This is a genomic window from Kitasatospora sp. NPDC022785 (assembly GCF_055561295.1).
This window is the reverse complement of the sequence record NZ_JBVHHB010000004.1, coordinates 210,083-229,625: the sequence shown is the minus strand read 5'-3', so window position 1 is coordinate 229,625 and position 19,543 is coordinate 210,083. Positions and strand designations below refer to the sequence as shown.

Below are 19,543 nucleotides of genomic sequence, written 5' to 3'. Positions count from 1 at the left end.
CCGTCGGTTCTACTCCTCCACCAGGAGCTTCTCCCGCAGCTGGGCCAGCGTGCGGGCGAGCAGCCGGGAGACGTGCATCTGCGAGATGCCCACCTCGGCGGCGATCTGTGACTGCGTCATGTTCCGGAAGAACCGCAGCACCAGGATCTTCTGCTCCCGGGGCGGCAGTTGGGCCAGCAGCGGCTTGAGGGACTCGCGGTACTCGACGCCCTCCAGCGCCTCGTCGGTGGCGCCCAGGGTGTCCGCGACGGCCGGCGACTCGTCGTCGCTGTCCGGCACGTCCAGCGACAGCGTGGAGTACGCGTTGGCGGACTCCAGGCCCTCCAGCACGTCCTCCTCGGAGATCCCCAGGTGCTCCGCCAGCTCGTGCACCGTGGGGGAGCGGCCGTGCCGCTGGGAGAGCTCGCTGGTCGCCGTGGTCAGCGACAGCCGCAGCTCCTGGAGCCGGCGCGGCACCCGGACCGCCCAGCCCTTGTCGCGGAAGTGCCGCTTGATCTCGCCGACGATGGTCGGCGTCGCGTAGGTGGAGAACTCGACACCACGCTCGTGGTCGAACCGGTCCACCGACTTGATCAGCCCGATGGTGGCGACCTGGGTCAGGTCGTCGAGCGGCTCGCCGCGGTTGCGGAACCGCCGGGCGAGGTGCTCGACCAGCGGGATGTGCATGCGCACCAGCTGGTTGCGCAGCTCGACGCGCTCCGGGGAGCCCTCGGGCAGCGCGGACAGCCGGACGAACAGTGCCCGGGCCGCCTCCCGGTCCGGCGCACCCGAGCGGTGCGGGGCCTGCTGGGCCGGCACCGCACCGCGCAGCGCCTCGGCTGCCGCCGGGTCCTCGGCGGACGGCGGGGGCGAGGGCGTCTGCGACGGGTCGGACGTCGGCTCGGTCGGCTGGCTCATCCGGTGGGCGTCCTTCGGGTGCGCTTCGTCGTTGGAGGCGAGGCCGGGAACGCTCGCCTGGGTCGGTACGGCAGGGCCCGCCGTTGCGAGGCCGGTACGGTCCAGATCACTCACGGCCATTCCCCCGTTCCGTTCCGGGAGCACCGGGACCGTGGGGCGGTCCCGGATCCGTCATGTCGGTCGTACCGCGTGTAGGGCGGTACCGGGAGCCGCCCGCCGGCCCGGGTGGGGTGCCGGGCGGACGGCCCTTGTTCGGTTGCTGCTGTGGCGGCTCTAATGGGCGGCGGACCCGCCGCGCTTCTTGTGCAGGCTGATCGACACGGTGTTGTCCTCGCCGACGGAGGACTCCACCTCGCCGGCCAGTGCGGAGAGCACCGTCCAGGCGAAGGTGTCCCGCTCCGGGGCCCGGCCGTCCGTGGTCGGGGCGGAGACGATGACCTTCAGCGAGTCGCCCACCAGCCGGAACTCGCAGGAGAGGACCGAGCCGGGCACCGCCTGCTGGAGCAGGATGGCGCAGGCCTCGTCCACCGCGATCCGGAGGTCCTCGATCTCGTCCAGCGTGAAGTCCAGCCGGGCCGCCAGCCCCGCCGTCGCTGTTCGCAGGACCGAGAGGTAGGCCCCCGCCGCGGGCAGCCGGACCTCCACGAAGTCCTGCACTCCGGGCTCGCCGTCGATCTGGGACACCCTCACCTCCTGGGTGACGCGCTGTGCTTCCGGGCCGGTGGCCGCGGCACTGTCTGTTGCTTGGCTCAACTGCTTCGCCCCAACTGTCCAGAGGGGTGGTGCGGTACGTACCGGTCATACCCCTCCGAGGGTGGCCGGACGCCGCGCATCCGCACGAGACGTTACCGCTTTTGTCCCCGGTACGGGAGTCACTCATGGTAAGCCCTCGCGACACAGGGTGTCAGGGGTCGGACGACGCCGCTCGGAATTCGCCGAGGAACTCCCGGGCGGACCCCAGGACGTGCTCCCGGACGGTCAGCGGGTGCCGACGGCGGTGAGCGCCTCGCCGGTGAGGCGGTAGACGCTCCAGCCGTCCATCGGCACCGCGCCGAGCGACTTGTAGAAGTTGATCGAGGGCTCGTTCCAGTCCAGCACCGACCACTCCATCCGCGAGTAGCCGCGCTCGACGGCGATCCGCGCCAGCTCCAGCAGCAGCGCCTTGCCGTGGCCGCCGCCGCGGGCCTGCGGGCGGACGTAGAGGTCCTCCAGGTAGACGCCGTGAGTCCCGCGCCAGGTCGAGAAGTTGAGGAACCAGACCGCGAAGCCGACCGGCTCGCCGGTGGTGTCGTCCTCGGCGATCAGGCCGAACAGCGCCGGGTTGGCGCCGAACAGCGCGTCGCGCAGCTGCTCCTCGGTGGCCACCGCCTCGTGCGGAGCCTTCTCGTACTCCGCGAGTTCGCGGATCATGGAATGAATGACCGGGACATCGGTGACTACGGCTGTGCGGATCATGCGACGAGCCTACTGGGACCGCTCGTTCTCGTCCCAGGCCTGGATCGAGGTCTGGTCGACGATCCGGCCGTCCCGCAGGCCGGCCACCGAGCTGACCAGCACCCGGACACCGTCGGGGTACTGGCAGGACTCCAGGAAGGCCACGCGGTCGTCCTGGAGCACCACCTGCTCCAGCCGGTGGGTCATCTCCCGGCCGTAGACGTCGTCCAGCATCGCGCCGATCTCGTCCCGGCCGTGCATCACCAGGGGGTGGCTGGGCTGCGTCTTGCGGTCGACCATGCGCAGTTCGGCGTCGTCCGCGTACAGCGCCAGCAGGGCGTCGGCGTCGGCGCGCTCGATGCCCTCGCGCAGCGCCGCGGTGTCGAAGGCGGACGACGCGGCCAAGGTGGTCATGTTCTCGCTCCTCCGGTCGGTTCCGTCGGCTCGTACCTCCGAGCGTACGCCCGCCGTGCCGCCGCCCGGCCGCACCCTCCGGCCGCCCCCGCGGTCCGGCTCAGCCGGTCGTCACGCTGCGCAGGTACGCCGCCAGGGCGGTGATCGCGGCCGGGTTGCGCGGGCTCTCCACCAGGTCGACGTAGTCCAGGACGAAGATCCGGTCGTTGCGGACGGCGGAGACGCCCGCGAGCGGCGGGAAGGTCTTCAGGAACTTCCGCTTGGCCTCGGCGTCGGGGGAGCCGTAGTTGTTGATGACGATCACCTCGGGGTCGCGCCGGACCACGCTCTCCCAGCCGACGGTGGTCCAGGAGTCGGCGACGTCGCCCATCACGTTCCGGCCGCCGGCCTTGGTGATGATCTCCTCCGGCGCCGCGAACTTCCCCGAGGTGTAGGGCTTGTCCTCGCCGCTGTCGTAGAGGAAGACCCGCAGCCGGCGCTCGGGCTGCGGCACGGCGGCGACCTGCGCCTTGAACTCGGCGATCAGCTCGTCGGCCCGGTCGCGGACGTCGAAGATCTCCCCCAGGTTGGCCAGGTCGGTGTAGAGCGCGTCCAGCGGGGACATCACGCCGCGTTCCTGGCCCTTTCCGCTGCGGCAGGACTCGGTGAGCACGTAGGAGCCGATGCCGAGGCCGGCCAGCGCCTGCGGGGTGAAGCCGTCGGCCTCGCTGAAGCCGTAGTGCCAGCCGGCGAAGACCAGGTCGGCCTTGGCCTCCAGCACGATCTCCTTGGTGATCTGCTGCTTGGAGAGCCACGTGGTCCGCTGGTAGCCGTCCTTCCAGGCCACCTTGTCGACCTGGCCCTTGTCGTCGGGCATCACGTAGCCGGCCATCCGGTCGGCGAGGCCGAGGGCCAGCAGCAGCTCGGTGATGCCGACGTCGTTGCTCACCGTCCGGGCGGGCTTCGTCCGGTAGGTGACCTCGGCGCCGCAGTTGTCGACGGTCACCGGGTAGTGGGCGGAGCCGATGGCGGCGTCACCGGCGGGGGCGATCTCGGCGCCGCAGGCGGTCAGCCCGAGGGTGAGCAGGGCGGCGGAGGCAACGGCCTTGGTACGCACGGGGATTCCTAGGATCGGGGGAGTCGGTCGAAGAGCAGCTGGACGGCGCCGGTGTCCGGGTGCGCCACCGGGGTCGCGCGGACGCCGAACACCTCGGCCAGCAGGGCCGGCCGCAGCACCGCGGCGGGCGGTCCGGAGGTGACGATCCGGCCGGCCGCGATGACGTAGAGCAGGTCGCAGTGGCCGGCCGCCAGGTTGAGGTCGTGCAGGGCCGTGAGCACCGTCGGCCCGGCCTCCCGGACCAGCGCCAGCACCTCCAGCTGGTGCGCGATGTCGAGGTGGTTGGTGGGCTCGTCCAGCACCAGCACGCGGGGCTCCTGGACCAGCGCGCGGGCGATCAGCACCCGCTGCTTCTCGCCGCCGGACAGGCTCAGGAAGCCGCGCCCGGCCAGGTGCCCGGCGCCCACCCGGTGCAGCGCGTCACGGCACCGCTCCCCGTCGCCGTCGGCGGGGCGGGCGAAGCCGCCGCGGTGCGGCAGCCGGCCCATCCCGACCACCTCGGCCACCGTGAAGTCGAACTCGGCGGAGTGCTCCTGCGGCAGCGCCGCCACCCGCCGGGCGGCCTCCCTCGGGGTCAGCGCGTGCAGGTCCGCGCCGTCCAGCCGGACGGCGCCGGCGGCCGGCCGCAGCGCCCGGTAGACGCAGCGCAGCAGGGTGGACTTGCCGCTGCCGTTCGGTCCGACCAGGCCCACCACCTGCCCCGCGGCGGCGCGCAGCGTGATGTCGTGGACCAGCCGGGTGCCGGCCAGGTCGACCGAGACGCCGTCGAGGGCGAGGTCCATCAGCGGCCTCCGAAGGTGTAGCCGCGACGGCGCATCAGCAGCAGGAAGCAGGGCACCCCGAGCACCGCGGTGACGACCCCGACCGGCAGTTCGGCCGGGGCCAGCAGGGTGCGCGAGACGATGTCCACCCAGACCAGCAGCAGCGCGCCGGTGAGCGGGGCGACCAGCAGCACCCGGCGGTGCCCGGCGCCGACCAGCATCCGGGTCAGGTGCGGCACCATCAGCCCGACGAAGCCGATCGCGCCGCTGACCGCGACCACGGTGCCGGTGACGGCCGCCGTCACCACGAACAGCTCGCGGCGCAGCCGGTCGCCGTCCACCCCGAGCGAGGCCGCCGTCTCGTCGCCCATGGCGAGCGCGTCCAGCCGCCCGGCGGCGCAGGCCAGGTACGCCAGGCCGGCCAGCACGGTGGCGGCGGCGATCGGCACCGAGCCCCAGGTGGCCCCGCCGAGGCTGCCGAGCAGCCACATCATGGCGCTGCGGGCCGCCTCGCCGCGGGCGGCGCCGAACACCATCAGCGCCGTCACCGCCGAGAAGCCGTAGGACATCGCGGTGCCGGTGAGCACCAGCCGCAGCGGGGTGAGCCCGAAGGCCGTGCGGGCGGTGGCGTACACCAGCACCATGGCCAGCAGTGCCGCGCCGAACGCGGAGACCGAGATCGCCCAGACCCCGAGCGAGGCGAGGGCGCCGAGCAGCAGCACCGCGTTGGCGCCGACGGCCGCGCCGGAGGAGATGCCGAGGACGAACGGGTCGGCCAGGGCGTTGCGGACCATCGCCTGCACCGCGACCCCGGTGGCCGCGAGCCCGGCGCCGACCACGGCGGCCAGCACGGTGCGCGGCAGCCGGATCTCCCAGACGATCGCGTAGGCGGCGGCCTCGCCGGCCTCCAGCCGACCGCCCGTCAGTCCGGCGCCGAGCAGCCGCAGTACCTGCGACCAGCCGAGGCCGGAGGAGCCCAGGGCGACCCCGCATACCAGCGAGAGCAGCAGTGTCGCGGCCAGGCCTGCGGCCAGCGGGGCGGCGGGTGTTCGACGGGCCGGCGCGGCAGCCGGTGCGGTGCTCATGCGCCCGCCTCACGTCGCACGTCGGGGGCCTTCGCCCACGAGCACCGCTCGATGGTTCGCTGGCTCACGGAGTGCGCCTTCGCCTCGGGCCGCGGGCGGGCACAGGGGCGGCGCGCCCGGGCCGCGGGGAGTGCCGGGGGCGCCATCCCCTCGCAGTCCGCGGCGAGTTGTCGGGAGGTCAGCGCCCCGGGGCGATCGGGCTCGCGGGCACAGGGCTCCGCCCACCGTTGCGGGTCAGCGCCGGAGTCGCACCGGCTTCCCCCGCGGGACGCCCTGGCAGCATAACAGGCAGTAAGGCCAGGCAACCCTTACAGGGTGATGGCGGGCCGGGAGACGCGACCGCCCCCGTCCGGTGATCCGGACGGGGGCGGTTCGGCGGCGGCTGACCCCGGGTCAGGCCTGCTTGGTCTCCCAGAAGATCTTGTCGACCTCGGCGATCAGGTCGAGCAGGGCCTGGCCGGTGGCCGGGTCCGTCGACGCCTTGGCGGCCGAGGCGGCCTTCAGGGTGTCGTTGATCAGCTGGTGCAGCTGCGGGTACTTCTCGAAGTGCGGGGCCTTGAAGTAGTCGCTCCACAGCACCGAGATGTGGTGCTTGACGGCCTCGGCACGCTGCTCCTTGATGATCAGGGCGCGGGTGCGGAATGCCGGGTCCTCGTTGGCCTGGTACTTCTCCTGGGTGCCCTTCACCGACTCGGCCTCGATCCGGGCCTGCGCGGGGTCGTACACGCCGCAGGGCAGGTCGCAGTGGGCGTGGGCGGTGGCGCGCGGTGCAAACAGACGAGAGAACATGGGAGTCCTTCCTTAGATCGTCTTCCCGCGGCTGAGATTACCCTTCCGGCCACCGGGTTTCGCGATCGGGCGGTGGGCCTAGGGCAAAAGGTGGAGCCGGAACCGGGCCAATACGGACATCGGCGGGTGACGGCCCGTACGGCAGACTGGGACTCGGCGGGCCGGGAGGAGGAGTCGTGGCGCGGATGGCGGAACGGGAGGGCGGCACCCCGGGGGGTGGCGCCCCGTTCGGGCTGATCGACGTGGCCGGGCCCTCGATGGTGCCGACCCTGCGCGAGGGCGACCAGCTGCTGGTCCGCTACGGCGCGCGGATCCGGCCGGGGGCGGTGGTGGTCTTCCGCCACCCCTTCCAGCAGGACCTGCTGGTGGTGAAGCGGGCTGCCGAGCGGCGCCCGAAGGGCTGGTGGCTGCTCTCCGACAACCGGCCGGTCGACAGCGACAGCCGCAGCTACGGTGCCGTCCCGGACGAGCTGGTGCTCGGCCGGGTGCTGCTGCGGCTGCGCCCCCGCCCGGCCTGGCTGGCCCCGGGCCGCCGGCTGGAGCGCCTGCTGCTCACCAGTCCGCTGGCCCGGGTGCCGGGGCTGGCCCGCCGGCTCGGCGTCTGGGCCGACCCGACCCTCTAGCCCCCGGCCCCGCTAGCCCTGGCCGGCGGGGCTCGCCGCCTCCTGGGCCTCCTGCCGCTTGCGGGCCCGGTACGCGGCGACGTTGGCGCGGGTGGCGCACCGGTCGGAGCAGTACCGCCGGGAGCGGTTGGTGGAGGTGTCCAGGTAGGCGTTGCGGCAGGGCACGGCCTGGCAGATGCCGAGCCGGTCGGCGCCCAGCTCGGTCAGGTGGACCGCCAGCCCCATGCAGGCGACGGCGCTGAAGTGCGCGGTGGCGGTCGGTGAGTTGTCGGCGAGGTGCAGGTGCCAGCGCGGCCGCCCGGCGTCGTCGAGGTAGTCGTGCCCGGAGACCAACGGGCTGACGGGGTACTCCATCAGCAGGCTGTTCAACAGGTCGACGCCGCGGATCTCGTCCCCCTCGGCGGCGGCCTCGAACACCCCGCGCAGCCGGGTGCGGACGGCCCGCAGTCGCGGCAGGTCCGACTCGTCGGCGAGCGCGGCGGCCCGCGACGACTCCGAGAACAGTGCGCGTACCGCGTCCACCGAGGTCAGCGAGTCGGTGCCGCGCTCGGGCTCCTCGGTGTTCACCAGCCGGACGGCCAGATCGGCGTACGAGGCGAGCTCCACGGTGGTCCTTCCAAAGTCGGTAACGGGCTGACAGCTTCCAGCCTATTACCCGGGCGGGGAAAACGTCGGCGCCCGGCAGGACCGGCCTGCCGGGCGCCGCGGGAAGGTGCGCTCAGAGCACCTTGGAGAGGAAAGCGCGGGTGCGCTCGTGCTGCGGGTTGGTGAGGACCTCGCGCGGGTTGCCGGACTCGACCACCACACCGCCGTCCATGAACACCAGCGCGTCGCCGACCTCGCGGGCGAAGCCCATCTCGTGGGTGACCACGATCATCGTCATACCGTCCTCGGCGAGGCCGCGCATGACGTCCAGCACCTCGCCGACGAGCTCCGGGTCGAGCGCCGAGGTGGGCTCGTCGAAGAGCATCAGCTTGGGCTTCATGGCCAGCGCGCGGGCGATCGCCACGCGCTGCTGCTGGCCGCCGGAGAGCTGGGACGGGTAGTTCTTCGCCTTCTCGGCGAGCCCCACCCGCTCCAGCAGGGCCATGCCCCGCTCCCGGGCGGCCGACCGGCTCTCGCCCTTGACCTGCACCGGCGCCTCGATGATGTTCTCTATGGCGGTCATGTGCGGGAACAGGTTGAAGCGCTGGAAGACCATGCCGATGTCGCGGCGCTTGAGGGCGACCTCGCTGTCCTTGAGCTCGTAGAGCTTGTCGCCCTTGCGCCGGTAGCCGACCAGCTCGCCGTCGACGGACAGCAGTCCGCCGTTGATCTTCTCCAGGTGGTTGATGCACCGCAGGAAGGTCGACTTGCCGGAGCCGGAGGGCCCGACGAGGACGAACACCTCGTTCTGCTTGACCTCCAGGTCGATGCCCTTGAGCACCTCGACGAGGCCGTACGACTTGCGAACGCCCTCGGCGTGCACCATCGGGTGCCCGGAGACCGGGGGCTTGCTCAGGTCGGTCATTGGTGGCTGCCTCCCTCGATCCCCGGGACCACGTCGTTCTTGGCCTTGGGGACGGGCTTGCCCGCGAACAGCCGGCGCAGTCGCTCGATCGGAGTCGGCGGCAGCGTCCGGGTGGTACCACGAGCGTAGTGCCGCTCGACGTAGTACTGGCCGATGGTCAGTACGGAGGTCAGGAAGAGGTACCAGAGGCTGACGGTGATCAGCAGCGGGATGGTCTGGAAGGTCCGGGAGTAGATGTTCTGCCCGGCCCGGAAGAGCTCCTCCAGGGCGATGACGCTGACCAGGGAGGTGGTCTTCAGCATCGAGATGGTCTCGTTGCCGGTGGGCGGGATGATCACCCGCATGGCCTGCGGCAGGACGATCCGGCGCATGGTCGCGAAACGGCTCATGCCGAGCGCGTGGGCCGCCTCGGACTGCCCCTCGTCCACCGACTGGATGCCGCCGCGGACGATCTCCGCCATGTAGGCGGCCTCGTTGAGGCCGAGGCCGAGCAGGGCCGCGGTGAAGACGGGGATCAGCTTGTTGGTCGACTCGGACCAGAACTCGGGCCCGAACGGGATGCCGATCGACAACTTCGGCCAGAGCGCGCCCAGGAAGTTCCAGAACACCAGCTGGACCAGCACGGGAGTGCCGCGGAAGACCCAGATGTAGAACCACGCGGTGCCGGACAGCAGCGGGTTCGGCGACAGCCGCATCACCGCGAGGATGATGCCGCCGACCACACCCATCACCATCGAGAGCGCGGTGAGCTCCAGGGTGACGCCGAGGCCGTGCAGGATGCTGGAATCGAAGAGGTAGGTGTTGACGACATCCCACTGGAAGGCGGGATTGAAGATCAGAGCGTGGAGCAGCATCGCCGCGACGACCGCGACGACGACGGCTCCCGCCCACCGGCCGGGGTGGCGGACCGGGACGGCCTTGAAGGACTCGGGCCGTCCCGGACCCGCCTTCCCCTGATCGGAATGGTTCACAGTGGCCTCAGGGGGGTGGGGAACTGGCGAGGGGTCAGCTGGTGGCGCCGTTGACGGCGGACTTGTCGATCGCGCCGGCCTGGACGCCCCACTTCTCCAGGATCTTCTTGTAGGTGCCGTCGTCCATCAGCGACTGGACGGCGCCCTGGACGGCCGGGGTGAGCGCGGCACCCTTGGCCAGCACGATGCCGTAGGGGGCCTTGCCCTCGACCGAGCCGAGCTGCTCCAGCTGGCCGTTGGTCTGCTTGATCGCGTAGTCGATGACCGGGGAGTCGGCCAGCATGACCTGGTCGCGGCCGGAGACCACGGCCTGGGTCACGTCGGTCTGCAGGTCGAACTTGTCGCCGTCGTTCGGCACCGGGGGCTTGCCGGCCGCGACGCAGGCCGGGTTGATGGTGTCCTTGATGGAGTCGGCCTGGGTGGTGCCGGTCTGGACGGCGATCTTCTTGCCGCACAGGTTATTGATGTCGATCTTGTCCGGGTTGCCCTTCTTGACCGCCGCGCTGGTGCCCGCGAGGAAGTAGGTCACCATGTCGACGGTGGCCTCGCGCTCCTTGGTGTCGGTGAAGGAGCTCATGCCCAGCTGGAACTTGTTGGCCGCGATGCCGGGGATGATCGCGGTGAACGGCGAGTTCTGGACGTCGACGGCCAGACCCAGCTTCTGGCCGATGGCGTTGGCCAGGTCCACGTCCATGCCGATGATCTTGCCCGAGGCGTCCTGGAACTCGTTGGGCGCGTACGAGGCGTCGGCGGCGACGACCAGCTTGCCGGCGGACTTGGCGTCGGCCGGCACCAGCGCGGCGAGCGACGGGTCGGCGGTGGCCGGGGGCACGGAGACGGACGCGGCGCCGCTGCCGGAGGAGCCGGACGAGGACTTGCTGCTGCCGCAGCCGGTCAGGACGAGGGAGACGGACGCGACTACCGCGCCGGCCGCGAGGAGGCGGGTGCGCTGGGTACGGGCGGTCATGAGGGGATCTCCTCCTGAGGGAGAGGTCGGGCGGAGCGCGCCGCGGGGGAGCGGCACACCGGGACAGCGGGCCGTACGGCGCTGTACGGGTGGAGTTTCGCTGTACGTCGTACGGGCAGAGCCGGTCGTGCATGGCCTGGGCAGGGGGCGCGCAGGGTGGTGCGTGTACTGCTTCCGCCACCCTCCGCCGAGGTGGACGCCGATCGAACCGCCTCGACCAGTGGCCGGCTCGATCCGAGATGGGGGGAATCCTGCCATCTGATGACGGTCGGGTGGCCCTCATTCAGATCAAAATCGGATAACGAGGGGTCACGCTGTCCGCTATCCGGACGAATACCGTGCCCCTGTCACCCTGCGTATAAGTATGCAGATCTCCCTGCACTCTGCCCGGAGGCCCGCCCGAGGGTCGGGGCGATTTGGGCCGCCCGCGCGGGCCGGCCGGATCCCGCCCGGATCCGACCGGCCCGCCCGGTTGTGTGGGGCTCAGATCCCGCCGTTCACCACCGCGTTCTGGGCCGCGCCCGCGCTCACGTTCCACTTGGCGAGGATCTTGTCGTAGTCGCCGCTGCGGATCAGCTGGTCCACCGCCTTGGAGATGGCGTCGCGCAGCTCGGTGTCGGTCTTGCGCAGCGCGATGCCGTACGGGTTGGACTTGGACTGCGCGCCGGTGACCTCGAAGCGGTTGCCGCCGTCGGTGGTCTTCGCCGCGTAGGCCGCCACCGGGAAGTCGTTCAGGCCGGCCGCGGCCGCGCCGGAGGCCACCTCGGCCAGCGCCTTGGCGTCGCTTTCGAACTTGTGCACGGTGAGCGGCTTGCCGGCCCGGGCGCAGGCCGTCACCTGACGGGCCACGATCTCGTCCTGGGTGGTGCCCTGCTGCACCGAGACGGTACGGCCGCAGAGGTCGTCCAGGGTGTGGATGCCCTTGGGGTTGCCCTTCGGGACGGTGATCGAGGAGCCGGCGATGAAGTAGTCCACGAAGTCGACGCCCGGGTTGGTCTGGGTACCCCCGTCGTCGATGCCCTCGCGGCGCTGGCGGATGTCGCTGAGCGCGGACATCGCCACGTCGAACTGCTTGGCGTGCAGGTTCGGTATCAGCTTGTCGAACGGGGTGTCGACGATCTCGATCCGCAGGTCGAGGATCTTGCCGAGGGCGTTGGCGATGTCCGGGTCGAGGCCGTCCGGCTTGCCGTCGGCGCCCCGGAAGTCCACCGGCGCGTAGTTGAGGTCCGAGCCGACCCGGAGCACACCGGCGGATCGCTGGGCCTTCGGGACCATGCCGCGGACCACCTGCACCGGGTCCTTCGTGGCCTGCTCGTTGTCGCCGCCGCAGCCGGTCAGCAGCAGGGCTCCGGCTGTGGCCAGGGTGAGGGCGGCGATCGCCGGTCGTCGGGGGTGGAGACGGTGGTGCATGGGCGTGCTCCTGTGGGAGGGACGAGGTGGCGCCGCAGTGTCGCGGAGGTGTACGCGAGACGGCGGGCCAGGGGATCCTCCCATCCCTCCCTGCCGGGCCCGGCGGCGGGTGTGTCAGAATCTGCTACCGGGTGACCCCCGACGATCGAACCCAGACCGCCGAGTCGAGACAGGCTCGGGGTGTGCAGGAACGGAAGTCCACGACGCGGACTCCGTATCCGAAGCACCGGCTCCCCTCCGTGTCTGCGTTCACTCCTGCGGGTGTGTGTGCGTACGCGACTGCCGCCACCGGGACCGGGTGCTTCCGACGCCGGGTGCCGTCAAGGGGCGACACAGCGAATGAAAAAAAGCACATGACGTTGGACGAAACGGCATAGGTGCGATGTCGTCGTCCGACCTACGCTCAGCCTGGAAGCACGACGCAGACAACTGGAAAGAAAAATCCCTCATCCCGAGGGCGCGGCCCCGACGGCAGCGCCCCGACCCCGCTCTCCCCGGGTTCGCTTCGGCGTACCCGGTTTCGAGTTTCCGCCGGGTCGTCCGCCCGTCGGCCTCGTCCTCGCTGATCAATGACGAAGAGGTCATCGTGGCAGCGGAGATCATCCACAGCAGCACTCAGGACACCGACGATCCGGTCGACGCCGTTTTCGCGCTCCACCGCGGCGGCAAGATGGAGATCCGGGCGACCGTGCCGGTGCGCGACGCGGACGACCTGTCCCTCGCCTACACCCCCGGTGTCGCCCGGGTCTGCACGGCCATCGCCGAGCAGCCCGAGCTGGTGAACGACTACACCTGGAAGTCCAACACGGTGGCCGTCGTCACCGACGGCACCGCCGTGCTGGGCCTCGGGGACATCGGCCCGGAGGCCTCGCTGCCCGTGATGGAGGGCAAGGCCATCCTGTTCAAGCAGTTCGGCGGGGTCGACGCCGTCCCGATCGCGCTCGCCTGCACCGAGGTGGACGAGATCGTCGAGACCGTCGTCCGGCTGGCGCCCTCCTTCGGCGGCGTCAACCTGGAGGACATCTCCGCCCCGCGCTGCTTCGAGATCGAGCGCCGGCTCCAGGACGCCCTGGACATCCCGATCTTCCACGACGACCAGCACGGCACCGCGATCGTCACCACCGCGGCGCTCTGGAACGCCGCCCGGGTGACCGGCCGCGAGATCGGCACGCTGCGTGCCGTCATCTCCGGCGCCGGCGCGGCCGGCATCGCCATCGCCAAGATGCTGGTGGCCGCCGGCATCGGCGACGTCTCGGTCTGTGACCGTCGCGGCGTGGTCCACGAGGGCCGCGGCGACCTCACCGACGTCAAGGCCGAGATCGCCGCGCAGACCAACCGGACCGGCATCAAGGGCTCGCTGGCCGACGCGCTGGCCGGCGCCGACGTCTTCATCGGCGTCTCCGGCGGCACCGTGCCGGAGGAGGTCGTGGCGACCATGGCCGAGGGCGCGTTCATCTTCGCGATGGCGAACCCGAACCCGGAGATCCACCCGGAGGTCGCGCACAAGTACGCGGCGGTCGTCGCCACCGGGCGCAGCGACTTCCCGAACCAGATCAACAACGTGCTGGCCTTCCCCGGCATCTTCGCCGGCGCCCTGCAGGTCCGGGCCACCCGGATCACCGAGGGCATGAAGCTGGCCGCCGCCAAGGCGCTGGCCGGCGTGGTCGCCGACGAGCTGACGCCGCAGAAGGTGATCCCCTCGCCGTTCGACGAGCGGGTCGCCCCGGCGGTCACCAAGGCCGTCGCCGAGGCCGCCCGCGCCGAGGGCGTGGCGCGCCGCTAGGACCCAGCGGCAGCAGTTCGGACCGCAGATCGCACAGCCGAGCCGGAGCCCGGGACGCGCGTCACACCGACGTGTGGTTCCGGGCTCCGGCTGTCGCGGCTATCGTCCGGACCATGTTTGCTGCCTACGCCGCACGAATCGACGCCGACGACCCGCTGAGCGGGCTGGAGTTGGGCGAACTCCCCGAACCGCAGGCGCGCCCCGGGTGGAGCGTGGTCACGGTCAAGGCCGCCAGCCTCAACCACCACGACCTCTGGTCGCTGCGCGGGGTCGGCCTGCCCGCCGAGAGGCTGCCGATGATCCTCGGCTGTGACGCCGCGGGCATCGACGAGGACGGCAACGAGGTGGTCGTCCACTCGGTGATCGGCCAGACCGGACACGGCGTCGGGCCGGCCGAGCCGCGCTCGATCCTGACCGAGCGTTACCAGGGCACCTTCGCCCAGCGGGTGGCCGTCCCCACCTGGAACCTGCTGCCCAAGCCGGCCGGGCTCTCCTTCGAGCAGGCCGCCTGCCTGCCCACCGCCTGGCTGACGGCGTACCGGATGCTGTTCACCAACGCCGGGGTGAAGCCGGGTGACACCGTCCTGGTGCAGGGCGCCGGCGGTGGTGTGGCGACGGCGCTGATCGTCCTCGGCAAGGCCGCCGGCCTGCGGGTCTGGGTCACGGGCCGGGACGAGGCCAAGCGTGCCCGGGCCCTCGAACTCGGCGCCGACGCCGCCTTCGAGAGCGGTGCCCGGCTGCCCGAGCGGGTGGACTCGGTCATGGAGACGGTCGGCGCCGCCACCTGGTCGCACTCGGTGAAGTCGCTGCGCCCCGGCGGCACCATCGTCATCTCCGGGGCCACCTCGGGCCCCAGCCCGAAGGCCGCCGAGCTGAACCGGATCTTCTTCCTCGAGCTCAAGGTGGTCGGCTCGACCATGGGCAGCAAGGAGGAGCTGGCAGGGCTGCTCTCGCTCTGCGCCACCACCGGGGTCCGTCCGGTGATCGACTCGGTGCTGCCGCTGGCCGAGGCCCGGGAGGGCTTCGCCCGGCTCGCCAAGGGCGACGTCTTCGGGAAGATCGTCCTCACGCCCTGAGACCGCGGTCCGCTGGTTCCGCGCCGTGCACGCGCGGGGCCCGGCACTCCCTCCCCCGGAGGAGTGCCGGGCCCGTGGCCGCGCGGCGGGCTCAGCCCAGCAGGCGCTTCAGCCGCTCGCCGGCCGTGCCCAGCACCGAGCGGGCCTCGGCCAGCCGGCCGGCCGTCACCCCGCCGTCCCGGGCCGCGTCGCGGACCTGGTCGCGGAAGCGGTCGAGCAGCCGCTCCAGCTCCCGCGCCGGGTCGCCGGCCGGGTCGGTGGCCGTCCACGACGGCAGGTCGGCCGGGGCTGCGCCGGCCGGCTCGTCCTTGTCCAGGTCGATCCGGGTGACGGTGACCTTCTCGGCGGGCGGCGGGGCGTCCTCCGCCGAGTGGCCCCACCGGGCCGAGTCGGCCAGCCCGGACAGGCCCCTGGTCAGCTCGGAGAGCCCCTCGGCCAGCCCGGTGGGCCAGTCCCCGCGGGCGGCGTGCTCGCGCACCTGCTGCTCGACCCGGCGCTTGATCCGCAGCGCCTCCTGCTGGGCCGCCGTCCGCGCCGCCCGGGACTGTTCGCGCAGCCGGCGGGCCTCCTCCTCGGCGGCCTTCGCCTTGGCCTTGGCCGCCTTCTCCTGTTCCTTGGCGCGCTTGGCCTGCTCCTTGGCGTGCTTCTTGAACTGGGTGAACTCCTCCTTGGCGCGCTGCCAGGCCTCCTTGTCCCCCCACGGGCCGGCCCAGGGGTCCCCGCTCTCGGCGGTCCCGGGCCGGGGAGCCTGCTTCGCCGCGCCCCAGAGCTCCTCGCGGAGGTCCTTGGCGCTGTCCCGGACGTCCTCGCGGATCGCCCCGGCGAGCTGGGCCACCGAGTCGTGGATCTCCAGCTCCAGCTCGTCCAGCTCGCCCCGGCGGGCCTCCAGCTCGGCGCGGCCGGCGTCGGTGAGCCGGTAGACCTTGCGGCCGCCCTCGGTGCTGTGCGTGACGAGGCCCTCCTGCTCCAGCTTGGCGAGGCGCGGGTAGACGGTGCCGGCCGAGGGCGCGTACAGGCCCTGGAACCGCTCCTCCAGGAGGCGGATGACCTCGTAGCCGTGCCGCGGGGCCTCGTCGAGCAGCTTCAGCAGGTAGAGACGGAGCCGGCCGTGGCCGAAGACGGGGGTCATGTCAGGCCTCCTTGGTGAGGTCGGGGCCGTTGCCCTGGTCCGGCCCCTGCTCCGGGCCCTTGCCGAGGTCCAGGCCGGCCGGGAGCCCCTTGACGACGACCGGGCCGTCTTCCTCGGCGTCGGGGCGGCGCAGCACGGTGACGGCGCCGGAGACGGTGGTCACCGCGAGGCTGCCCTTGCCCTCGCCGAGCTGGCCGGAGAGCCGCTTGGCGCCCCAGGTGCCGCCGACCTTGAGCTGCTCGAAGGTGCTGGAGATGTCGCCGCTGTTGGTGCCGGCCTGGACCTTGGTGTCGGCCAGCGAGGGGATCCGGACGCCGACCGCGCCGCTGACCGTGGTGACCTTGATGTCGGTCGGGGTGGCCACGTCGAGGTCCAGGGTGACCGCGCCGGTGACGGCGTTGGCCTGCACCCTGTCGGCGGTGCCGGCGACCACGGTGAGCCGGCCGGAGACGGTGTTCAGCTTGAGCTGCCCGGCCACCGACTGGGCGTCCACGTCGCCGGTGACGGTGTTGGCGGACGTCCGGCCGGCGAGGCCGACCAGGGTGACGTCGCCGTTGGCCGTCTGCGCCGAGACGTGCTCGGCGAAGCCGGAGATGGTGGTGTCGGCCGAGACGGTGCCGACCTTGACCTCGGTGGCGGCCGGCACGGTCAGGGTGACCGCGGCGACCCGCTTGCGCTTGAACGAGGAGAAGAAGCCCTTCACCGAGTCGACCGACTTGAGCACGTCGCCGAAGTCGTTCCAGCTGCTGAGGTCCTGGTAGGTGACCGTCAGCACGCCGTCGACCAGGGTGACGTGGAGCGGCTCGCCCTTCAGCTCGGTGACCTCCAGGCGGGCCGGGCCCTCGGCGGCGACGACGTTCACCGTGCCGTCGATGATCCGCACCTGGAGCGTCCGGACCTCCTCGTCGATGGTGATCCTGTCGGGCCCCTCGACCGTCCACTGGCTCATCTCTGCCGCCTCCCGTAGTGACTCGCGATGTATCGCGTTCTCTCGTGAAGACGATATATCGCGTGACGGCGAAGTCAAGGGAGTCCTACCCGGAGGCGGACCCGGAGCCGCCCCTGACCCGCCCCCTACGGGGAGCACGCGAAGGGCCCGGGAGGCGGCTGCCTCCCGGGCCCTTCGGTGGTGCTCTACCGCGTCACTCGTCGTCCTCGTCGTCGAGCCGGGCCAGCCAGGTGGCCAGCCGCTCGACGGGGACCTCGAAGTCGGGGTTGAGGTCGACGAACTCGCGCAGGCGCTCGGCCAGCCACTCGAAGGTGACCTCCTCTTCGCCGCGCCGGTTCTGCAGCTCCTCGATGCCGCGGTCGGTGAAGTACACGGTTCGCTCCGGTCCGGTGGGGATTCGACCTGGTCAGGATAGTCCGGGGCGGGGCCCGGTCAGCTGGCGCGCCAGGTGCTCACGGTCAGCTTGACCGCACCGGTGGTGCCGTCGGCGACCTCGACCACCGCGATGGCGATGTTGCGGGTGATCCGGTCGCGGATGCAGAGCAGGCGGCCGGGCGAGACCCGGTTGAAGGACAGGTCGGTGTCGGGCCGGGAGTCGATGGCGACGGCGCACTGGTCCGGAGTCACGCTCGACTCGGTGATCACCGCGAAGTCCGACTTGTCGTCCCCCGCGGTGACGAACGAGTTGGCCTTGCTGCTGCTGCCGGTGGCGTTCAGCCCCAGACCCCACTTGAGGTCGTTGCCGCGCGGCACGACCGTCCCGCCGTCCAGGTCGATCCGGTAGGAGTCGTAGTAGGCCTCGGTGCCGGGGATGGCCAGCGGCTTCTTGTCGAGCAGCGGGGAGTACCCGACCGGGCGGGCCGGCGCGGTCACGCCGTTGCTGGCCGAGGCCGACGGTGCGGCCGTCACCTTCCCGGTGGACTTGCTCGGCGACGGGCTGGGCGTGTCACCGGTCCCCGGGTCCGTGCTCTGGGAGGGCGCGGGCTGGGGCTGGTTGCCCGGGGTCTGCTGGGCGGTGTTGCCGGAGCTGCCCTTCTTGTCGTTCTTGTCCATCTGCTTCATCAGCACCACGCCGCCGGCGGTGCCGCCGACCGCCATCACCAGGGCGACGGTCAGCAGCACCTTCCAGGAGACGCCCTTGCGCTTCGGCTCCGGCGCGGGCGCCGGGGTGTCCGTCACCACCGGGCCGGGCGGCGGGGTGTCGTAGGACGGCGGCTCCTGGCGCAGCTGCACGGTCGGCGGCGAGGGCAGCAGCGGCCCGGTGGGGGCCTCGGTGGCGGGCTGCGGGGCGCCGTACGCGCCGAGCGGCGGCGGGGTGAACCCGGCCGGCGGGCCGGCCGGCGGCGGGGTGTTGTACGAGAGGGCGGTCGCCGGGTGGGTCGGCTGCGGGGGAGCGGTGGGCGCGGTGGGCGGGCCGGCCGGGACCGGGGGAGCGGTGGGCACGGTGGGCGGGGCCGCCGGCAGCGGGGTGGGCGGGGTCTTCGGCAGGTCCGAGCGGCGGGTGATCTCGGTGTTGACCTGCTTGGGCAGCCAGTCCTCGGTGAACCGCAGCTGTCCGCCGACCGACGGGTGGTTGCGGGCGATCTCGATGATCTCGGCGGGCTTGGGCCGGTCCTCGGGGGACTTCGCCAGGCAGCGCAGCACCAGCTCGCGCAGGTCGGCGGGGACGGCGTCCAGCTCGGGCTGCTCGTGCACCACCCGGTACAGGACGGCGGTGTCCGGGCCGTCGCCGAACGGAGCCGTGCCGCCGGCCACGTACGCCGCCAGCGCGCCGAGCGCGAAGACGTCGGTGGCCGGGGTGACCGGGCGGCCCTGCGCCTGCTCGGGGGACATGAAGGCGGGCGAGCCGATCCGGTAGCCGGTGCCGGTCAGCGCGGTGGCGTCGGCGGCCCGGGCGATGCCGAAGTCGATCACGCGCGGGCCGTCGCCGGCCACCAGCACGTTGGCCGGCTTGAGGTCGCGGTGCACCACCTCGACGCTGTGGATCGCCTGGAGTGCCTCGGCGATGCCGCCCATCAGCAGCAGCACGGTGCGGACCGGCAGCGCGCCGTTCTCCCGCACCACCTGCTGGAGGGACGGGCCCGGCACGTACGCGGTGACCAGCCAGGGGGCGTCCGAGTCCAGGCCGCCGGAGTCGATCACCTGCGCGGTGTAGAGCCCGTGGATCCGCTGGGCGTTGCTGACCTCCTGGGCGAACCGGCGGCGGAACTCGCCGTCCTCGGCGAACTCCGGGCGGACGACCTTGAGCGCCACCGGGCGGCCGCCCGGCGTGTACGAGAGGTAGACCCGGCCCATGCCGCCGGCGCCGAGCCGGGCGAACAGCCGGTAGCCGCCGACCTCCCGAGGGTCGTCCGGGTGGAGCGGCTGGAAGACCGGCGGGAGCGGTGCAGCGGTGGCGTCCCGTGGTGCGTCGGCGGTCATGTGGTGTGATCCCCCTGGGAGAGCGGTGAGGTCATCGGCCGGCCGCGAGTGCGATGAGGGGCGCCCGGGCGGCGGTCTGGCGAGGCATAACCTATCGAGCCGTCAGCCGGACGCGCATTTCCGTGCCGGTTTGGTTGCAGAGCTGCGACCTTGGCATGGCGGCATCGTGGAGCTCGTGACGACAGCGGAACGGCCCCGGCCCCCGCGCGGTGTGCGCGGGGGCCGGGG

The 19,543-nt window shown here is 72.2% G+C and carries 20 protein-coding genes; 3 read left to right on the top strand and 17 right to left on the bottom strand.

Annotation, left to right across the window (positions count from 1 at the left end; all coding sequences use genetic code 11):
- Positions 1-9 precede the first annotated feature (9 nt).
- From ACZ3YO_RS08820 to sodN, 8 genes are all read right to left on the bottom strand, one after another.
- On the bottom strand, positions 10-1,011 hold the full coding sequence (locus ACZ3YO_RS08820; RefSeq protein WP_465546341.1) for an RNA polymerase sigma factor SigF: 1,002 nt from the start codon (positions 1,009-1,011) through the stop codon (positions 10-12).
- A 159-nt stretch (positions 1,012-1,170) separates the two neighbouring features.
- Positions 1,171-1,581 carry an ATP-binding protein gene (locus tag ACZ3YO_RS08815; RefSeq protein WP_465546343.1) on the bottom strand — a complete coding sequence of 137 codons (411 nt, stop codon included), beginning with the start codon at positions 1,579-1,581 and terminating at the stop codon, positions 1,171-1,173.
- A gap of 294 nt (positions 1,582-1,875) precedes the next feature.
- Positions 1,876-2,352 carry a GNAT family N-acetyltransferase gene (locus ACZ3YO_RS08810; protein ID WP_465546345.1) on the bottom strand — a complete coding sequence of 159 codons (477 nt, stop codon included), beginning with the start codon at positions 2,350-2,352 and terminating at the stop codon, positions 1,876-1,878.
- Positions 2,353-2,361: 9 nt separating this feature from the next.
- A complete protein-coding gene (locus ACZ3YO_RS08805) occupies positions 2,362-2,745 on the bottom strand; it encodes a nuclear transport factor 2 family protein (protein WP_465546347.1) in 384 nt (127 codons plus the stop codon).
- A gap of 100 nt (positions 2,746-2,845) precedes the next feature.
- A complete protein-coding gene (locus tag ACZ3YO_RS08800) occupies positions 2,846-3,847 on the bottom strand; it encodes an ABC transporter substrate-binding protein (RefSeq protein ID WP_465567198.1) in 1,002 nt (333 codons plus the stop codon).
- A 2-nt stretch (positions 3,848-3,849) separates the two neighbouring features.
- A complete protein-coding gene (locus ACZ3YO_RS08795) occupies positions 3,850-4,623 on the bottom strand; it encodes an ABC transporter ATP-binding protein (protein WP_465566693.1) in 774 nt (257 codons plus the stop codon).
- Positions 4,623-5,687, bottom strand: a complete 1,065-nt coding sequence (locus ACZ3YO_RS08790) for a FecCD family ABC transporter permease (protein ID WP_465566691.1) — start codon at positions 5,685-5,687, stop codon at positions 4,623-4,625. Before ACZ3YO_RS08790 ends, ACZ3YO_RS08795 begins: the two co-directional genes overlap by 1 nt.
- A 393-nt stretch (positions 5,688-6,080) precedes the next feature.
- Complete coding sequence (gene sodN, locus ACZ3YO_RS08785) at positions 6,081-6,476, bottom strand: superoxide dismutase, Ni (RefSeq protein WP_063347853.1); 396 nt, start codon at positions 6,474-6,476, stop codon at positions 6,081-6,083.
- A 185-nt stretch (positions 6,477-6,661) separates the two neighbouring features.
- Between sodN and sodX the strand changes: the two genes are divergently transcribed.
- On the top strand, positions 6,662-7,099 hold the full coding sequence (gene sodX / locus ACZ3YO_RS08780; protein ID WP_465566688.1) for a nickel-type superoxide dismutase maturation protease: 438 nt from the start codon (positions 6,662-6,664) through the stop codon (positions 7,097-7,099).
- A 12-nt stretch (positions 7,100-7,111) separates the two neighbouring features.
- On the opposite strand, the gene ACZ3YO_RS08775 is transcribed toward sodX, so the two are convergent.
- The 5 genes from ACZ3YO_RS08775 to ACZ3YO_RS08755 all read right to left on the bottom strand — a co-directional run bounded on the left by ACZ3YO_RS08775 (position 7,112) and on the right by ACZ3YO_RS08755 (position 11,957).
- The gene (locus ACZ3YO_RS08775; RefSeq protein ID WP_465566685.1) at positions 7,112-7,705 is read right to left on the bottom strand and encodes a CGNR zinc finger domain-containing protein; all 594 of its coding nucleotides are present in this window, start codon (positions 7,703-7,705) and stop codon (positions 7,112-7,114) included.
- Positions 7,706-7,817: 112 nt separating this feature from the next.
- The gene (locus ACZ3YO_RS08770) at positions 7,818-8,609 is read right to left on the bottom strand and encodes an amino acid ABC transporter ATP-binding protein (RefSeq protein WP_465566682.1); all 792 of its coding nucleotides are present in this window, start codon (positions 8,607-8,609) and stop codon (positions 7,818-7,820) included.
- Complete coding sequence (locus ACZ3YO_RS08765; RefSeq protein WP_465566679.1) at positions 8,606-9,580, bottom strand: amino acid ABC transporter permease; 975 nt, start codon at positions 9,578-9,580, stop codon at positions 8,606-8,608. The genes ACZ3YO_RS08770 and ACZ3YO_RS08765 overlap by 4 nt, the downstream gene beginning before the upstream one ends.
- A gap of 34 nt (positions 9,581-9,614) precedes the next feature.
- Positions 9,615-10,547, bottom strand: coding sequence for an ABC transporter substrate-binding protein (locus ACZ3YO_RS08760; RefSeq protein WP_465566676.1), 933 nt, complete (start codon positions 10,545-10,547; stop codon positions 9,615-9,617).
- Positions 10,548-11,030: 483 nt separating this feature from the next.
- Positions 11,031-11,957: an ABC transporter substrate-binding protein gene (locus tag ACZ3YO_RS08755; protein WP_465566673.1), complete on the bottom strand. Its 927-nt coding sequence runs from the start codon at positions 11,955-11,957 to the stop codon at positions 11,031-11,033.
- 586 nt (positions 11,958-12,543) lie between these two features.
- Here ACZ3YO_RS08755 and ACZ3YO_RS08750 point away from each other — a divergent pair.
- Both ACZ3YO_RS08750 and ACZ3YO_RS08745 read left to right on the top strand, forming a co-directional pair.
- Entirely contained in the window at positions 12,544-13,740 is a 1,197-nt protein-coding gene (locus tag ACZ3YO_RS08750; RefSeq protein ID WP_465546365.1) for an NAD(P)-dependent malic enzyme, read from the top strand.
- 113 nt (positions 13,741-13,853) lie between these two features.
- The gene (locus tag ACZ3YO_RS08745; RefSeq protein WP_465546366.1) at positions 13,854-14,816 is read left to right on the top strand and encodes a zinc-binding dehydrogenase; all 963 of its coding nucleotides are present in this window, start codon (positions 13,854-13,856) and stop codon (positions 14,814-14,816) included.
- Between the two features lie 91 nt (positions 14,817-14,907).
- Here ACZ3YO_RS08745 and ACZ3YO_RS08740 read toward each other — a convergent pair whose 3' ends face one another.
- The 4 genes from ACZ3YO_RS08740 to ACZ3YO_RS08725 all read right to left on the bottom strand — a co-directional run bounded on the left by ACZ3YO_RS08740 (position 14,908) and on the right by ACZ3YO_RS08725 (position 19,315).
- A complete protein-coding gene (locus ACZ3YO_RS08740; protein ID WP_465566669.1) occupies positions 14,908-15,945 on the bottom strand; it encodes a PadR family transcriptional regulator in 1,038 nt (345 codons plus the stop codon).
- A gap of 1 nt (position 15,946) precedes the next feature.
- Positions 15,947-16,894 (bottom strand): DUF4097 family beta strand repeat-containing protein, encoded by a 948-nt coding sequence (locus tag ACZ3YO_RS08735; protein ID WP_465566666.1) that lies wholly within the window; start codon positions 16,892-16,894, stop codon positions 15,947-15,949.
- A 193-nt stretch (positions 16,895-17,087) separates the two neighbouring features.
- Positions 17,088-17,267: a DUF6104 family protein gene (locus ACZ3YO_RS08730; protein WP_396320798.1), complete on the bottom strand. Its 180-nt coding sequence runs from the start codon at positions 17,265-17,267 to the stop codon at positions 17,088-17,090.
- Positions 17,268-17,326: 59 nt separating this feature from the next.
- On the bottom strand, positions 17,327-19,315 hold the full coding sequence (locus tag ACZ3YO_RS08725; RefSeq protein ID WP_465566628.1) for a serine/threonine-protein kinase: 1,989 nt from the start codon (positions 19,313-19,315) through the stop codon (positions 17,327-17,329).
- Positions 19,316-19,543: the final 228 nt, after the last annotated feature.